Raw genomic sequence first — 15,403 nt, 5'->3', positions numbered from 1 at the left:
CGCTGGACATGGGCGCGCCATGGCCGGCGGCGAAATTGCCACTTTATCGACACGTCGATCAGTCTACATTAGGCATCCATAAGACTCAGGTGGTTGGAGCGAGGCGCTGGCGCGGCTTTTCGTCATTGTCGGTGGACTGATTGTACTGGTGCTCACCGTGGCACTGGTCGGGCCTTACTTCGTCAACTGGACCTCCTACCGCGCCGATTTCGAACGCGAAGCGACCGCAATCCTGGGGCACCGGGTGAAGGTGGAGGGTGGCGTGACCGCCAGGATCCTGCCGTTCCCGTCGGTGACGTTTTCGGATGTGGTGGTGGCGGGCAGCACGCCGGACGAGCCGTCGGTGACCGCCGAAACCTTCTCGATGGATGCGGAACTGGCGCCGTTCATGCGCGGCGAAGTGCTCATCTTCGACATGCGGCTGGTGAGGCCCAAGGTTGCGATCAGCGTAGCCGAGGACGGCACCGTCGACTGGGCGGTGCGGCCCTCGTCGCCGTTTGCGGCGTCGCAGATTTCGCTCGAGAAACTGACAGTGACGGAAGGGCAGGTCAGCATCCGCCACGCCGCGAGCGGCCGGACACATCGCCTCAGCGAAATCAACGCCGACGTTTCGGCGCGGTCGTTCACCGGGCCGTGGCGGGCGGATGGGAGCCTGCGCATCGACGGCATGCGCACGGCGCTTTCGGTTTCCACCGGCAAGGCGGACGAGACCGGCGCCATGCGGCTGCGGATCAAAGCCGACCCGGTGAATTATCCGGTGGCGGTCGAGGCGGACGGCGATGCCCGGCTGGAAAAGGGTGCGCTGCGCTATGCCGGCAATTTCAGGCTCGGCGCCGGCAATACCGATCAGGCAGAACTGCGCGGCAGCGACGGCGAGACCTTCAAGGTGGCGGACGGCACGCAGGCGAAGGAAGGCCCGCGACCCAATCGCATCAACGGCAGATTCAGCTTCGATCATCGCCGGTTGGGCATCGACGAATTCCGCTTTGAAACGGGTCCGCTGGACAATCCCTACACGGCCGACGGCACGGCTTTTGTCGAGCTGGGCGCCGAGCCGCGCTTTTCGATCGAGGCCAACGGCGCGCAGATGCGTTTCGACGAAGCCGTGGGAAACGGCGAACAGGCCGCCGGCGCGACGCTCAGGGAGCGCATCGCGGCGGTCGAGAAGGTGCTGGTCGAACTGCCGAAGCCGACCATACCCGGAAACGTCGAGGTCAACCTGCCGGCGGTCGTGGCCGGGGACACCACGATCCGCCAGGTGCGGCTGTCGGCCGAACCCGCGCCGGAAGGCTGGAACCTGAAATCGCTGGCCGCGACGCTTCCCGGCCGCACCAGCCTCGAAGGTTCGGGACTGCTGCTGGTCGGCGACGAAATAGGCTTCAACGGTTCGCTGCTGCTGGCGGTCGCGCAGCCTTCGGGTTTCGCCGCCTGGATATCGAAGGATGTCGACGATGCGATCCGCCGGATGCCGGCGGCGGGTTTTCGCGCCGATGTCGAGATGACCACCAAACGGCAGCATTTCAGCGACCTCGAACTCGTCCTCGGCACGGCGAAATTCCGCGGCGAGATCGACAACCGGCAGCCCGACGAGGCCAAACCCTCGATGCGCGTGAAGCTGGCCGGCGAGGCACTCGATGTCGACGGGATGGCCGCCTTCGCCTCGCTGTTCGTCAGCGACAAGGGCGCCAACCGGCTGGCCGACCACGATCTCGACCTCGACATCAAGGCGGGGCCGGTGAGTGCGGCCGGGCTGACCGCGGAGACCGTGGACACGGCGCTGCGGCTGCGCGAAGGGACGCTGGAAATCGACCGGCTGTCGATCGGCGGGCTGGAAGGAGCGACGATCAGCGCGACGGGCACCGTGAAGGATTTTCCGGCAAGGCCTTCCGGCGATCTCGATGCCTCGGTGATCGCCGTCGACCTCGCGCCGCTGATTGCGGTGCTGGCCGAGCGTTATCCGGGCAATCCGCTGGCGCGGGAGCTGCGAAACCGCGCCGAAGCCTATCCGGGCCTGTTCGAGGGTACGCTGGTCGATGTCGTGGCGAGTGCCGTCTCGAATGGCGCCGACCCCAGCGATATCGAGATGAACGCTACCGGCAAAACGGGCGGCAGCGACTTTTCGCTGTCGGCTACCGCCAAGGGCAGCGCCGATGCGCTTGAGGATGCGGATCTATCGCTGTCGTTTTCAGCGAAGAACAACAATGCCGAGCCGTTGCTTGCGTTGTACGGGATGCCGGCGCTGCCGCTCGGCGTGACCGGCATCGGTGAGACGAAACTGGAGGCGAAAGGCACGCCGGCGGGCGGCCTCGAAACGACACTCGATTTCACCGGCGCCGACATGCAGGCGCGCTTTGCCGGCACCGTCACAGTGTGGAACGACGCGCTGACGGCAAAGGGAACAGCCCGCCTGGAGGCCGCCGACATCGAACCCTGGCTGATGACGGCAGGGGTCGGCCTGCCCGGAATGGGCTTCGGCCTGCCGATCGCGCTGACCGCCGACACTGACTACGGCAAGGGCGTGCTGTCGCTTTCCGGCCTGAACGGTACGGTTGAGGAGGGCGCGGTCAGCGGCGACCTCAAGGCCGAACTGAAAGAGGACATTCCGCACATCACCGGCACGCTGTCGGTCGACCAACTCGAACTCGGGCTGCCCGCGATGATGGTGCTCGGCACCGGTTCGTTCGACAACGAAGGCAGCGGCTGGCCGCAGACGCCGTTCCAGGAAAAGGTGTCGTCGCCGTTCACGGCGGATCTCGAAATTTCCGCCGGCTCCGTGCTCGCCGGTTCGGCCGGAAGCGCCAGCGACGTGCGCATGGCGGCGCGGCTGGACCGCGAGGGCCTGCGGCTCAGCGACATCTCCGGCAAGGCGCATGACGGCCAGTTGAGCGGGCTGTTCGAACTGAAGAACACCGACGGGACTGGGCTGTTTTCCGCGCAACTGAAAATTCTCGACGCCGATCTCGGCCTGGCGCTGGCCAGGACGGGTCTCGGCGGCAAAGGGGATATCACGGCGACCGTTTCGGCCACCGGCAAATCCGTCGAGGCGATGGTCGCCGCCCTGTCCGGCGCGGGAACGGTGTCGCTGCGCGGGCTGACGATCCCCGGCGTCAATCCGGACGCGTTCGCGACGCTGATCGCCCAGGCCGATGTCGTCGGGCGCGATGTCGATGCGGCCAGGACCGCCGCCTTCGCGCCGTCGATCGCCGGATCGGGCACGTTTGCGGCGAAGGATGCGGAACTGGCCTTCGCCGTGGCCGGCGGAGTGCTGCGGGTGCCGCCGCTGACGCTCGAAGCGCCGGCTGCCGCGCTGACGACGGAAATCCGTGCCGACTTCAACGCCGGCACCATCGCCGCCGACGGCTCGATCGCCTACCAGGCGGGCGACGAACGGCTGGTCGGTTCGGAACCCGTGGTGCGGTTTGCCGTCGAGGGACCGTTCGGCGCGCTCACGAAACGCTTCGACACCGACCCGCTGGCGCAATTCCTGACGCAGCGGGCGCTGGAGCGCGAGCAGGCGCGGGTGGAGGCGATGCAGGCGGTGCTGCTGGAAAAGCAGCGGCTGCGCAGGGAAGTGCGCTACTATGCATCGCTGCAGGAAGAACGCGACCGCGTCGCCGAGGAGCTTCGACGGGCCGACGAGGCGTTGCGCCTGAAGGCCGAGGAGGAGATGAAGCGCAAGGCCGACGAAGCGGCGAAGGCGCTGGCGGCGGCAGAAGAGGCCGAACGCCAGAAGGCAGCCGAAGAGGCGATCGCGCAGCGGGCAGCCGAGGCGATCAGGCTGGCAGAACAGGAGCGGGCCCGCCAGGAGGCCGAACGCGACGCGCCGAAGCCCGCACCGAGGGTCGAGCGCGCGCCGCCGGTGCCGACCGAACAGCGCGACGTACCGCAGCCCGGCGCACAGACACCGTCCAAGCCGTTTTCGTTCGACAACATCCTGAAATCGCTCAGCCAGTAGGCTGGCCCGAGTGGCCCCCAGCTCTTGGCGGGGAGAACTAGGGGCGATCGCACGCCATAAGAAGGAAAGGCGGACGCTCCCGCTCGGCCGCCCATTCCGGATGCGCGGCGACCTGCTCCGGGCTGGGTCCCCATTCGCAGATGTGGGTGACGGCAAAACCGGCGCCGACGAGCAGGCCGACATAGGTGCCGATGGTGCGATGCTGCTTGACGACGCCCTTGGCCAGCCAGTCGGTGGAGCGCGGGCCTTCGTCGAGGTAACCGTTGACCGGCCAGCTCGGGCGTCCCGCCGCATCCGTATGCCAGCCCTGGTTGGCGGGTGCCGTCATGATCGGATGTTCGGTGGAGAAAACGAGCTTGCCGCCGGGAACCAGCGCGGCGTGAACATTGGCCAAAAGCCCGGCCAGGTTTTCGATGTAGTGGACGGCGAGTGAACTATAGGCGAGGTCGAAGGAGCCCGGCGACGCCTCGAAACGTTCGAGATCGGCCTGGAGGTAGGAAATTTCAGCTTCGCCGGTTTCGGCCCGCGCCCGCGCGAGCATCCGCTCGGACACGTCGACGCCAAGCACGCGGGCCGCGCCCTGGCGGGCGGCCCAACGGCAGAACCAGCCGAAGCCGCAGCCGAGGTCGAGCACGTTGCGGCCGGCGACGGGCGGCAGCAGCGCGCGCAACGAAGGCCATTCCGGTGCGCCGTCGAGGCCGTCGACCGAACGCGGCAACTGGCTGTAGTTCTGGAAGAATTCCGGATTGTCGTAGATGTTCTGTGTCATTGGTCTTGCCGGTCTATTCGCCGCCCGCGCCAGTCCACTATCAAAAGAAGGCGTGTGTAACCAGCTTGTGCTGGAGGTGTCAGGGTCGGTGGCTGGCCGCTCGCTTGGCCCAGGCGAGCACATGAATGCGTAGCGCCGAGGACAGGTTTGCCTCGCGCGGCCGCGCCGCGTCGATTTCAGCAACGAGAGCCGCGAGCGTCATGCGGCGTTCGGCGGCAATAGTGAGAAGGTCGTCGTGGAAAGGTTGTTCGAGCGAAAAGCTGGTGCGGTGGCCGCGAATGGAAACGGAATGCTTGCGGACCAGGCTCAAGGCCGGTCCTTGTCGCGGCGATGGCCGTCGAGGAAGGTTTTTGCGCTTTCCGCAACCTGGCGGTCACGCTGCTTTTCGGCCTTGGAGCGGCCATGCAGCGCACGGTTCTGGTCGGCCGCCTGTTCCTTCGCCGCACGCGCCTTCTGCTTGCGCGCCTGACGGAGGTTGACGACCTCGGCCACTTCTACTTCTTGCGGAAGGCGTCGAGCGAGACGACATCTGCGCTCTTGCCGGCGGTATCCGCCTCGGCGGCCTCCTGCGTCCTGGCATCCGCCTTCTTGCGCGATTCGGCTTTCCTGGGCGTCTTGGCGGCGAGCCGTTCGGGCTTTTCGGCAGGCGTCTCGGGCGGAAGCTCGACGGCTTCGTCCTGCTTCACCTCGAACTCCAGCTCGAAATTCACCGACGGGTCGTAGAAACCACGCACCGCGGAGAAGGGTATCTCCAGTTTCTCCGGCACGTCCGAGAATGAAAGCCCGACTTCGAAGCCGACATCGGTGACCTTCAGATCCCAATACTGGAACTGCAGGACGATGGTCATCTGCTCCGGATAGCGTTCGCGCAGCCGGCTCGAGATGCGCACACCGGGCGCGCCGGTGAGAAACGTGATGAAGAAATGGTGGTTGCCGGGAAGACCGGTGCGCGCGACTTCGGCCAGAACCTTGCGCATGACGCCGCGCAACGCCTCCTGGGCCAGAATGTCGTAGCGGATATGGTCTTCAGCCATGTAGGCAGCAGCCTCGTGAATCGATGCCCTACCTGTAATCAAGCTTGGGGCCGTCGTAAACCGGATATAGCGCGGCCGGCGCTCGTGCCAACGCCAGTGTCGACGGTTACGGGATGAATCAGGCGGGTATCGCCGGCGCGTCGGACGAAGACGCCGCGACGCGGCGGCCGAATGCGCGCAGGAAGGTGCGCACGGCGCTGGTCGCCGAAGCCTTGAGCTGGTCTTCACCGAGCGGCTCGCCGAGCAGCATCGGCAACTGGAGGTCTGCGTTGATCAGCGCCAGGAACTGGCGCGCCGCCGCATCCGGATCGTCGATCTCCAGGTGGCCGGAAAAGGCGAGGCGGGCAAAGCGCGCGGCGAGTGCCGACCAGATCTTGCCCGGTCCCTCGTTGCGCCAGCTGGCGAAGAGCTGCGGGTTGCGCTCGCCCTCGGTCTGGATCAGCTTGCGCAGGAATTTGCCGTCGCGGTCGCACAGGCAGTTCTTGTTGAGCCGGACGGCGAAGGCGACAAGGTCGGCCTCGAGATCGCCCGGATGGTCCGGAAACGTGCCCAGCACGGCAAAGGAGCGGGCATTGCAGCGCTCGGTGATTTCGCTGACCACCGCCGACAGCAGATTTTCCTTGTCGCCGTGGTGATTGTAAACCGTCTGCCGCGAAACGCCGGCCTCGGCTGCGATAAGATCGATGTTGGCGCCGCCGAAACCCTCGCGGCAGAACACGTTGGCTGCCGCGTCTATGATCGACACGCGCTTGGCGTTATGGCTGCGCAAGGACTGGTCGAACTGGGGTCTCGGAATCTCTCTCATCTAAAAAAGAAGATAAGGCTGCTTGACGAATTAGACAAGTGTGTCTAATTTTTTGGACGTACCGCTACGAGAGTCTCGACAAGGGAAGTGTCGGAACCCTCGCGGGATAAACGTCCTTGGATCGATGCCGTATCGAGACCGATCCAGTTCCGAAAGAAAAATCATGACTGCCAATTTCCTCCGCCTCGCGGTTGTGCTCGGACTGTTGTCCGCCATCGGCCCGTTCGCCATCGACATGTATCTTCCCGCCCTGCCGACGATCGGCGCGGACCTGCAGGCGAGTACCGTCGCGGTGCAGATGAGCCTGCTGGTCTTCTTCCTCTCCATGGGTTTCGGCCAGATCGTCATCGGCCCGCTATCGGACATGTATGGCCGCAAGGCGCTGCTTTATGCCGGTCTTGTCCTGTTCGTCGCCGGCAGCATCGGATCGGCGTTGGCGCCGACCATCGAGTGGCTGATCGCCTTCCGGGTGCTGCAGGGGTTCGGCGCCAGCCCCGGCATGGTGGTGCCGCGCGCCGTGGTGCGCGACCTGCACACCGGCAACGAGGCCGCACGGCTGATGTCGATGCTGATGCTGGTGTTCTCGATCTCGCCGATCCTGGCGCCGCTGACCGGCAGCTTCATCATCGAGGCTTTCGGCTGGAGGGCGGTGTTCTGGGCCGTCACGATCGCAGCAGTGCTGGCCGTCGTGCTGCTCGCCACCTCGCTCAAGGAAACGCGCCCGGCGGAACATCGCGAAGGCAGCTCGTTCGCCAGCGCCATGGCCGGCTACCGACACCTGATGAAGGACCGAAATTTCCTCGGCCTTACCCTGATCGGCGGCTTCGGCATTTCGAGCTTCTTCGTCTACCTGTCGAACTCGTCCTTCGTGCTGATCGACCATTACGGGGTGTCGCCGTCGATCTACAGCGTGTTCTTCTCGATCAACGCGGTCGCCTTCTTCGCCATGTCGCAGTTGACCGGCACGCTGGCCGAACGTTTCGGGTTGCGCCGCGTGGTGCGCGTGGCGGTGGTGAGCTACGCGACGGTGATGGTTGCGCTGCTGGCGGTGATGGCGTCGGGCATGCAGTCGCTGGCGGTGCTCGCGTCGCTGCTGTTCGTCGGTTACGGTTTCCTCGGACTGGTCATTCCGACCACGTCGGTGCTGGCCATGGAAGACCATGGCGAGATCGCCGGCACGGCCTCGGCGCTGATGGGGACGCTGCATTTCGCCACCGGTGCGGCGGCGATGGCTGTCTCTGGTCTGTTCTTCGACGGCAAGCCGCTGCCGATGGTGATTTCCATCGCCGCCTGCGCGGTGCTCGCCTTCGCGCTGACCCAGATCACGCTCGGACGCGGCGTGGAAGCGTCCGAAGCGCCGGCCGAATAATTGATCTACGCGGAAAAAGCCGGCTGCGATACCGTCGCGGCCGGCTTTTGTCGTCAAGGTAATAGATGATCGGCGGGCGAGGGCGCCTGGCTTCCAAGCCCGGCCGTGGTCAGTACAAATTCGGCGCGCTCCTCGACCGGCGCGAGGGGTACCTCGACAAGGTCGTATCCCAGTTCGCGATAAGCGCCGGTGACCGCCTCGAATGTGCGGACCGCCTCGGCGAAATCCTGCTTGCGCTCGGCATCCTGGCCGAAAATCTCCCGCCACGGCGGCAGTGCGAAAACGCGACGGTTGTAGCGAAAGGTTTCGGCGGCCTTGCGCATGTGAGCCGGCACCGGAAGGCCCATGAGCTTCAGATAGCCCGTCAGTTCCGGAATGCCGCGATCGAAGAACACGGCGTCTGTTTCGTCGCGGGCCATGTCGTAGGAGCGCATCTCCCACGACAGCATCAATTCGGCGAAGAGGGCGGGATCGTTCCAGTGGAGCGCCGGACCGGAAATCGCGACCTGGTGCTGGATGACGCCTCGACCGGCCTCGACCGAACCGGCGAAGCCCCTCCGCCGCAAGGCCTCGATCAGGCTGGTCTTGCCGGCGCCCGGGCCGCCGGTGAGGATAAAAAAACGATCGGAATCAACGGACATTTCTGTCTGGTCCTTCAAAACTTGAAAATGGCTGGGATTGGATTGGGCGATGCAGGAGAGCACGCAGAAAGCGAGCGGGGTGCTCGGACGGATTCTGCTGCATCAAGGGAGGGTATCGTGGGAGAAAGTGGAGGTTTCTGTTGCCAGGTACCTCCGAACCCCGCCTAGAAGTGCGAACCCCTAGGACTTGAATTGAAGCTATCGCACCGCATTAAGCGGCGAGACGTGCTTCCGCATAGTTGTCGTTTGCAACTACTAGGTTAGCCCGATAACGGTGGTACAATGCCGGGCAAAAGTCCGATCTTTACACCCTCGTCGATCCTATTTCGCCCCCATCAAAAGCCGCCGCTCGCACAATGAAGCAGCGGTTTTTGGTGGAGGCGCCGGGTACCGCCCCCGGGTCCGAATGGCTTATTACATCGGCAGTTTATCGCCATAGTCAGACAAGCTGACAGCACGGAATATAGGGAGTGCGGCGGCAAATTGAAAGGCCGATTGTTCGCCGGCATGCAATCGACAGAGCCATGCGGGGTTGACTTGGCACACTTCTCCAAAGAAGGTTTCAACCCGGTGAGGAGAGCCCGAACGTCAAGGTTGTACCGGTACGGCGATTTCACCAATCGTAGTCAATTGTCGTTTCGACGAGGGGAATTGCCATGGCCGATTATCTTGCAGACGTGAAGAAGTACGATGCGAGCGCCAATGCCGATGTGGTCAACAAGATCGTGAAACATCTGGGCATCGCGCTGCGCAATCGCGATTCCTCGCTGGTTTCGTGCACCGATGCCAAGGAACTCGGCCGCGTCCGCGACAATTGGGCGGGCAAGAAGCTCGGTGTCAGCGATGGCGCCAAGGCGGATTCGGCGATCGAAAAGGTCTGCCAGACGATGTCGGCCGACAACACCAAGAGCCGCGTGACCTTCTACTATCTGGTCGCCAAGCATCTCGACAAACTCGGCGCCCTCTGATCGCGCGCCAGTTCGGAACGCTCGCCACCTCGATGGCGAGAATTTGATGTGCGTGAGCGGGCGGCCGGCGTGGCCCCCGCGTCCTGCCTCCGTTATGATGGCTGAAGCACCCGAATCGGCCGGAGCGCATGCGCCAGTACCTCGACCTCCTCAGCCATGTCCTTGAAAACGGTTTCGATCGCAGCGACCGGACCGGCACCGGCACGCGCTCGGTATTCGGCTACCAGATGCGGTTCGACCTCAGCCGCGGTTTTCCGGTCACCACGACTAAGAAGCTGCACCTGAAATCGATCATCCATGAGCTGCTGTGGTTTCTGGCCGGCGATACCAACATCAAATATCTGAACGACAACGGCGTCAGCATCTGGGATGAATGGGCCGATGAGAACGGCGATCTCGGCCCGGTCTACGGCAAGCAGTGGCGGTCGTGGCCGGCGGAAGACGGCGGTGAGATCGACCAGATCCGGAATCTTCTCAATCAGATACGCAAGAACCCTCATTCGAGACGTTTGATCGTCTCGGCCTGGAATCCGGCCGAGGTCGACCAGATGGCGCTGCCGCCGTGCCATTGCCTTTTCCAGTTCTACGTTTCGGACGGAAAGCTGTCCTGCCAGCTCTACCAGCGCTCCGCCGACATCTTCCTCGGCGTGCCGTTCAACATCGCATCCTACGCGCTGCTGACCATGATGGTGGCGCAAGTGACCGGGCTGAAAGTCGGAGATTTCGTCCACACGCTGGGCGACGCGCATCTCTACTCCAACCATTTCGAGCAGGCGCGCGAACAGCTTCGACGCACGCCGAAGCCGCTGCCGACGATGTGGATCAATCCCGACGTCGACAATCTCTTCGCATTCCGTTTCGAGGACTTCCGGCTGGAAAATTACACGGCCGACGCGACGATCCGCGCGCCGATCGCGGTATGAGCCGGACAATCGAGGCACGGCGGTTTCGAGCGCGTGTCGCAAATCTATGCCACGACCTGCGGCATAGACGACGGCTGCGAGCGCAAATGGTTCCGTTATCTGGACAAATGATCTTTCAGAGCTTGTGATGCGACGCCGTCGCGGATAGCGTCCGCGCGCAAGTTCATACGTTTGGTGACAGATGTTTTGCTCGTTCCTTTCCATTTTCTGCCGCATCGATGCGGCGCGCGACCGCGAGCGGGACTGCACAGCTTCGGGGGCTGCCGGATAATGCAGATCGCGATCTATGTCGCGATCGCCGAAAACGGGGTGATCGGACGCGACAACGGCCTGCCGTGGAGGCTTTCGACCGACCTCAAGCGCTTCAAGGCGACGACGATGGGCAAGCCGATCATCATGGGCCGCAAGACCTGGGAGAGTATCGGGCGTCCGCTGCCCGGACGGGCGAGCATCGTTATCACCCGCGATGCGAATTTCCGTGCGGAGGGCGCCGATGTGGTGGCCTCGCTCGAGGACGGCATCACGCTTGCGACGGTGCGGGGCCGCTGCATGCCGGGCGCCGACGAGGCCTGCGTTATCGGTGGGGGCGAGATCTACCGGCAGGCCCTGGCGCTCGCCGACCGGCTCTATGTCACCCATGTGCTGGCCGACATCGACGGCGATACGCGTTTCCCGTCGATCGATCCGGCGGTTTGGGAGGCGGTGAATACCGAAACGTATCCGGCAAGCGACAAGGATACGCATGCGACACGCTATACCGTTTACGAGCGGCGTGAAGCTGTGCATTGAAAAACGGGCTCAGTTCCGGCTGTAAACCGGGGAACGGGACGGCTTCGCGTTGAAAGCGGGGGCTGGCATCCCTATAGATGGCAACAGGAGAATGTTCGGGCGCCTCGCGGCTGCCCGGATGTCCAGACCGAAAGGAATTTCATGCCCTGGAATAATCAGAGCGGCGGAGGGGGCGGCGGCCCTTGGGGAGGCGGCGGTGGCGGCAATGGCGGCGGCCCATGGGGCCAAGGCCCGCGCGGACCGAGCGGGCCGCAGGGATCGCCTCCGGACCTCGAGGATATCATCCGCAGAGGCCAGGACCGCCTGAAAAAGGCGCTTCCGGGTGGCGGCGGCGCCAGCCCGGCGCTTCTCGGCCTCATTGCGGTCGGCGTTCTCCTGGTCTGGGTTTTCCAGGCAATCTACACCGTGCAGCCGGACGAGCTTGCCGTCGAACTACGCTTCGGCAAACCGAAGCAGGAACTCTCCGAACCCGGCCTGCATTTCCACTGGTGGCCGATCGAGACCGTGGAGAAGGCCAACACCGCTGAAAAGCTGGTCAACATCGGCGAAACCCGTTCGGGCACGTCGTCGGGGCTGATGCTGTCCGGTGACCAGAACATCGTCGACGTGAAGTTTTCGGTGGCCTATCAGGTCTCTGACCCCGCAGCCTACCTATTCAACGTTTCCGGGCCTGACGAAATGGTCAGGCAGGTTGCCGAAAGCGCCATGCGCGAGGCAGTCGGACGCCGGCCGGCACAGGATATTTTCCGCGACGACCGCCAGGGTATCGCGGACACCGTGCGGGGCATCATTCAATCGACGCTCGATTCCTATCAGGCAGGGCTTGCCGTCAACGCCATCTCGATCGAGGACGCCGCGCCGCCGCGCGAAGTGGCCGACGCGTTCGACGAAGTGCAGCGCGCCGAACAGGACGAAGACCGCTTCGTCGAAGAATCCAACCAGTATTCCAACCAGAAGCTCGGCCAGGCACGCGGTGAAGCCGCACAGGTTCGTGAAGAAGCGGCCGCCTACAAGAACCGGGTGGTGCAGGAAGCACAAGGTGAGGCGCAGCGCTTCATCTCCGTCTATGACGAATATGCCAAGGCGCCGGATGTGACGCGCAAGCGGCTCTTCATCGAAACCATGGAGAAGGTCCTGAAGGATTCCAACAAGGTGATCCTCGAGCAGGGCAACGGACAGGGGGTGATCCCATATCTGCCGCTGCCTGAACTGCAGAAGCGAGCGCCGGCGGAAGGAAGCAACTGATGGGCAACCGTCTCCCCGTAATCGGCGTCATCGCCGCAGTCATCCTCTTCCTGATCTATTCGTCGATCTTCGTGGTCAACGAGCGCGAGCAGGCGATCGTGCTGCGCTTCGGCGAGATCGTCGACGTGAAAACCGAACCCGGCATCTATTTCAAGGCGCCGTTCGCCTTCTTCGAGGCCGACAATGTGCAGATCATCGAAGACCGCGTGTTGCGTTTCGATCTCGACGACATCCGCGTCCAGGTCTCGGGCGGCAAGTTCTATGAGGTCGATGCGTTCGTCGCGTATCGGATCAACGATGCCCGGCGTTTCCGCGCGGCGGTCTCCGGCCAGGTCGAGCTTGCCGAACAGCGGCTGCGCACCCGTCTCGACGCAGCCTTGCGCCGCGTCTACGGTCTGCGCGGCTTCGAAGCCGCTCTTTCCGAAGAGCGCGCCTCGATGATGCGCGAAGTGCGTGACCAGCTGCGTCCGGACGCGACTTCACTCGGTCTCGAGATCGAGGACGTGCGTATCCGCCGTACCGACCTGACTGCCGAAGTTTCGCAGCAGACCTACGACCGCATGAAGGCGGAACGTCTGGCCGAAGCCGAGCGGCTGCGGGCACGCGGACGCGAGGCGGCACAGCGCATTCGGGCCCGTGCCGACCGTGAAGTCGTCGAAATCGTCGCCGAAGCGCGCAAGGAATCGGAAATCCTGCGCGGTGAGGGCGAGGCGGAACGCAATGCCACCTTCGCCGACGCCTTCCAGCGCGATCCGGAATTCTTCGAGTTCTATCGGTCCATGTCGGCGTATGGCCAGGCGTTGGAAGGCACCGGCACGACAATGGTGCTGTCGCCCGATTCGGAGTTCCTGCGCTTCTTCCGCGACTCGACCGGTGCGCCGCCGGCAACCGGAGCGACACCGCCTGCGGTCGGGGCGGCTCCAGCGCCTGCCGGTGGGACGGCGAACGGCACCGGCCAATAAGCGCCGGTGGCGGATTTTCTGGTCGCGATAGGTCTGGTCCTCGTTATCGAGGGGCTGATCTATTGCGGCTTTCCCGGCCTGGCGAAGAAGCTGGCGGCGGAAGTGCTGGCGACGCCTGAAAATGTGCTCAGGATCGGCGGTCTTGCGGCAATTGCAATCGGCGTCGGCGTGGTCTGGCTGGCGCGCGGGTAACGGAGGTTTTATCCTTCGAAGATAATAAGGCCGCAAACACGCCGTATTTCTTGCCAACATGACACAGCGTCAGACACGCGGCGCATGCGCTGATTTTCTCACCAACGCCCGGAGGCACTCTGCATGAAACCGACCCACATCCTGCCGGGAGTGCGAAAGACCTTGCTTGCCGCGACGACGGTGCTGATGGCGACCGCCATGGTTGCACCCGCATTCGCGCAGGCAACCGCCCCGGCGCCAACACAGGAGCCGCTGCCGGTTCCGCCGCAGGGAGCGCTTCCGGCACCACCACGCGGCCCCGGCGAAGGTCCCGCCTCCGTCGCGGACCTCGCTGAAGGGCTGCTGGATTCCGTCGTCAACATTTCAACGTCGCAAACGGTGAAGGGAACGGAAGGGCCGGGCGCCGTGCCGATGCCGCAACTGCCGGAAGGCTCGCCGTTCCAGGATTTCTTCGACGACTTCTTCAAGGATCGCGGCGGGCAGGGCCCGGGCGGCGGTTCGCAGAAGGTGCAGTCGCTGGGTTCGGGTTTTGTCGTCGACGCCGAGGAAGGCATCGTGGTCACCAACAACCATGTGATCGCCGACGCCGACGAAATCGAAGTCAATTTCCCCGACGGCTCGAAGCTGAAGGCCGAACTGGTCGGCAAGGATACCAAGACCGATATCGCAGTGCTCAAGGTCGATCCGAAGCTGAAGAAGCTCAAGGCCGTCAAGTTCGGTGATTCCAATGCGATGCGCATCGGCGACTGGGTGATGGCGATCGGCAATCCGTTCGGGCTCGGCGGCACCGTGACCGTCGGCATCGTGTCGGCCCGCAACCGCGACATCAATGCCGGTCCCTATGACGATTTCATCCAGACCGACGCCGCGATCAACCGCGGCAATTCCGGCGGTCCGCTCTTCAACATGCATGGCGAGGTCGTCGGCATCAACACGGCCATCATCTCGCCTTCCGGCGGCTCCATCGGCATCGGCTTCTCGATCCCGGCACAGCTTGCGGCCGGTGTGGTGGAACAATTGCGCGAGTTTGGCGAGACGCGCCGCGGCTGGCTCGGCGTGCGTATCCAGCCGGTGACGGACGAGATCGCCGAAAGCCTGGGCATGACGACAGCCAAGGGCGCCCTGGTTGCGGGCGTCATCAAGGGCGGTCCCGTCGACAACGGCACGGTGCTTCCGGGTGACGTCATCATCAAGTTCGACGGCAAGGACGTGGATGACATGCGCGACCTGCCGCGCGTCGTCGCTGAAAGCCCTGTCGGCAAGGCGGTCGACGTGGTGATCGTGCGCAAGGGCGTCGAGCAGACCGTGAAGGTGACGCTCGGTCGGCTGGAGGACGGTGAAAAGCTGGCCGAAAATGGGGAAAGCAAGCCCGAAGACAGTGCCGCACCGGAAAACGACGAGGCCGTTTCGACAGCCACCGTGCTCGGCATGACGATCGGGGAACTCAACGACGAGGCGCGGACGAAATTCGAGATCTCCGCCGACGTCTCCGGTGTTGTCGTCACCGAGGTCGGAGCGAATTCAGCGGCGGCCGAGCGCGGCATCCAGGCCGGCGAGGTGATCACGGAAATCGCGCAGGAATCGGTCTCTTCGCCGAAGGACGTCATGGACCGCATCGCGGCGTTGAAGGAGCAGGGCCGCAAGAACGCCCTGCTGATGCTGGCGTCGAAAACAGGCGAACTGCGCTTCGTGACCATCCGGATGGATTGATTCCGGATACGATCGGAACCTATTGAAATTCAATCGAGAAC

Annotated in this window: 15 protein-coding genes and 1 other RNA gene; 9 read left to right on the top strand and 7 right to left on the bottom strand. The window is 64.0% G+C overall.

The genetic code is table 11. From position 1 onward, the window contains the following. The first annotated feature begins 106 nt into the window (after positions 1 to 106). Positions 107 to 3,955, top strand: a complete 3,849-nt coding sequence (locus OHD58_RS14005) for an AsmA-like C-terminal region-containing protein (protein WP_412177220.1) — start codon at positions 107 to 109, stop codon at positions 3,953 to 3,955. Positions 3,956 to 3,992: 37 nt separating this feature from the next. Here the strand turns inward: OHD58_RS14005 and OHD58_RS14000 are convergent, their stop codons facing one another. The 5 genes from OHD58_RS14000 to OHD58_RS13980 form a co-directional block, all read right to left on the bottom strand. Continuing rightward, the gene (locus OHD58_RS14000; protein ID WP_263803977.1) at positions 3,993 to 4,724 is read right to left on the bottom strand and encodes a class I SAM-dependent methyltransferase; all 732 of its coding nucleotides are present in this window, start codon (positions 4,722 to 4,724) and stop codon (positions 3,993 to 3,995) included. A 79-nt stretch (positions 4,725 to 4,803) separates the two neighbouring features. Continuing rightward, entirely contained in the window at positions 4,804 to 5,034 is a 231-nt protein-coding gene (locus OHD58_RS13995; protein WP_263803976.1) for a ribbon-helix-helix domain-containing protein, read from the bottom strand. Continuing rightward, entirely contained in the window at positions 5,031 to 5,216 is a 186-nt protein-coding gene (locus OHD58_RS13990) for a DUF4169 family protein (protein WP_263803975.1), read from the bottom strand. The genes OHD58_RS13995 and OHD58_RS13990 overlap by 4 nt, the downstream gene beginning before the upstream one ends. A gap of 2 nt (positions 5,217 to 5,218) precedes the next feature. Further along, a complete protein-coding gene (locus tag OHD58_RS13985; RefSeq protein ID WP_263803974.1) occupies positions 5,219 to 5,758 on the bottom strand; it encodes an SspB family protein in 540 nt (179 codons plus the stop codon). A gap of 118 nt (positions 5,759 to 5,876) precedes the next feature. Then, positions 5,877 to 6,527, bottom strand: a complete 651-nt coding sequence (locus OHD58_RS13980; protein ID WP_263803973.1) for a TetR/AcrR family transcriptional regulator — start codon at positions 6,525 to 6,527, stop codon at positions 5,877 to 5,879. Between the two features lie 199 nt (positions 6,528 to 6,726). On the opposite strand from OHD58_RS13980, the gene OHD58_RS13975 reads away from it, so the two are divergent. Further along, positions 6,727 to 7,932 carry a multidrug effflux MFS transporter gene (locus OHD58_RS13975; protein ID WP_263803972.1) on the top strand — a complete coding sequence of 402 codons (1,206 nt, stop codon included), beginning with the start codon at positions 6,727 to 6,729 and terminating at the stop codon, positions 7,930 to 7,932. Between the two features lie 53 nt (positions 7,933 to 7,985). On the opposite strand, the gene OHD58_RS13970 is transcribed toward OHD58_RS13975, so the two are convergent. Together OHD58_RS13970 and ssrA are read right to left on the bottom strand one after the other, a co-directional pair. Beyond that, the gene (locus tag OHD58_RS13970; RefSeq protein ID WP_263803971.1) at positions 7,986 to 8,573 is read right to left on the bottom strand and encodes an AAA family ATPase; all 588 of its coding nucleotides are present in this window, start codon (positions 8,571 to 8,573) and stop codon (positions 7,986 to 7,988) included. Between the two features lie 126 nt (positions 8,574 to 8,699). Then, positions 8,700 to 9,066: a transfer-messenger RNA gene (gene ssrA, locus OHD58_RS13965) on the bottom strand. A 163-nt stretch (positions 9,067 to 9,229) separates the two neighbouring features. Here ssrA and OHD58_RS13960 point away from each other — a divergent pair. The 7 genes from OHD58_RS13960 (at position 9,230) to OHD58_RS13930 (ending at position 15,362) form a co-directional block, all read left to right on the top strand. After that, a complete protein-coding gene (locus tag OHD58_RS13960) occupies positions 9,230 to 9,541 on the top strand; it encodes a DUF2853 family protein (protein ID WP_263803970.1) in 312 nt (103 codons plus the stop codon). Positions 9,542 to 9,669: 128 nt separating this feature from the next. Continuing rightward, positions 9,670 to 10,464 carry a thymidylate synthase gene (locus tag OHD58_RS13955; RefSeq protein WP_263803969.1) on the top strand — a complete coding sequence of 265 codons (795 nt, stop codon included), beginning with the start codon at positions 9,670 to 9,672 and terminating at the stop codon, positions 10,462 to 10,464. A gap of 270 nt (positions 10,465 to 10,734) precedes the next feature. Then, positions 10,735 to 11,253 carry a dihydrofolate reductase gene (locus OHD58_RS13950; protein WP_263803968.1) on the top strand — a complete coding sequence of 173 codons (519 nt, stop codon included), beginning with the start codon at positions 10,735 to 10,737 and terminating at the stop codon, positions 11,251 to 11,253. Between the two features lie 141 nt (positions 11,254 to 11,394). Then, entirely contained in the window at positions 11,395 to 12,498 is a 1,104-nt protein-coding gene (gene hflK, locus OHD58_RS13945; RefSeq protein ID WP_263803967.1) for an FtsH protease activity modulator HflK, read from the top strand. Then, positions 12,498 to 13,460 carry a protease modulator HflC gene (gene hflC / locus OHD58_RS13940; RefSeq protein ID WP_263803966.1) on the top strand — a complete coding sequence of 321 codons (963 nt, stop codon included), beginning with the start codon at positions 12,498 to 12,500 and terminating at the stop codon, positions 13,458 to 13,460. Before hflK ends, hflC begins: the two co-directional genes overlap by 1 nt. Before the next feature lie 6 nt (positions 13,461 to 13,466). Continuing rightward, positions 13,467 to 13,652 (top strand): DUF2065 domain-containing protein, encoded by a 186-nt coding sequence (locus tag OHD58_RS13935; RefSeq protein ID WP_263803965.1) that lies wholly within the window; start codon positions 13,467 to 13,469, stop codon positions 13,650 to 13,652. A 123-nt stretch (positions 13,653 to 13,775) separates the two neighbouring features. Next, positions 13,776 to 15,362 carry a DegQ family serine endoprotease gene (locus OHD58_RS13930; RefSeq protein ID WP_263803964.1) on the top strand — a complete coding sequence of 529 codons (1,587 nt, stop codon included), beginning with the start codon at positions 13,776 to 13,778 and terminating at the stop codon, positions 15,360 to 15,362. The last annotated feature ends 41 nt before the right edge of the window (positions 15,363 to 15,403 follow it).

It is taken from the genome of Mesorhizobium sp. ZC-5, from assembly GCF_025753855.1.
Taxonomy (GTDB): Bacteria; Pseudomonadota; Alphaproteobacteria; order Rhizobiales; family Rhizobiaceae; genus Neomesorhizobium.
The sequence above is the reverse complement of the archived record's forward strand: the minus strand, read 5'-3'. Positions and strand labels throughout refer to the sequence as shown.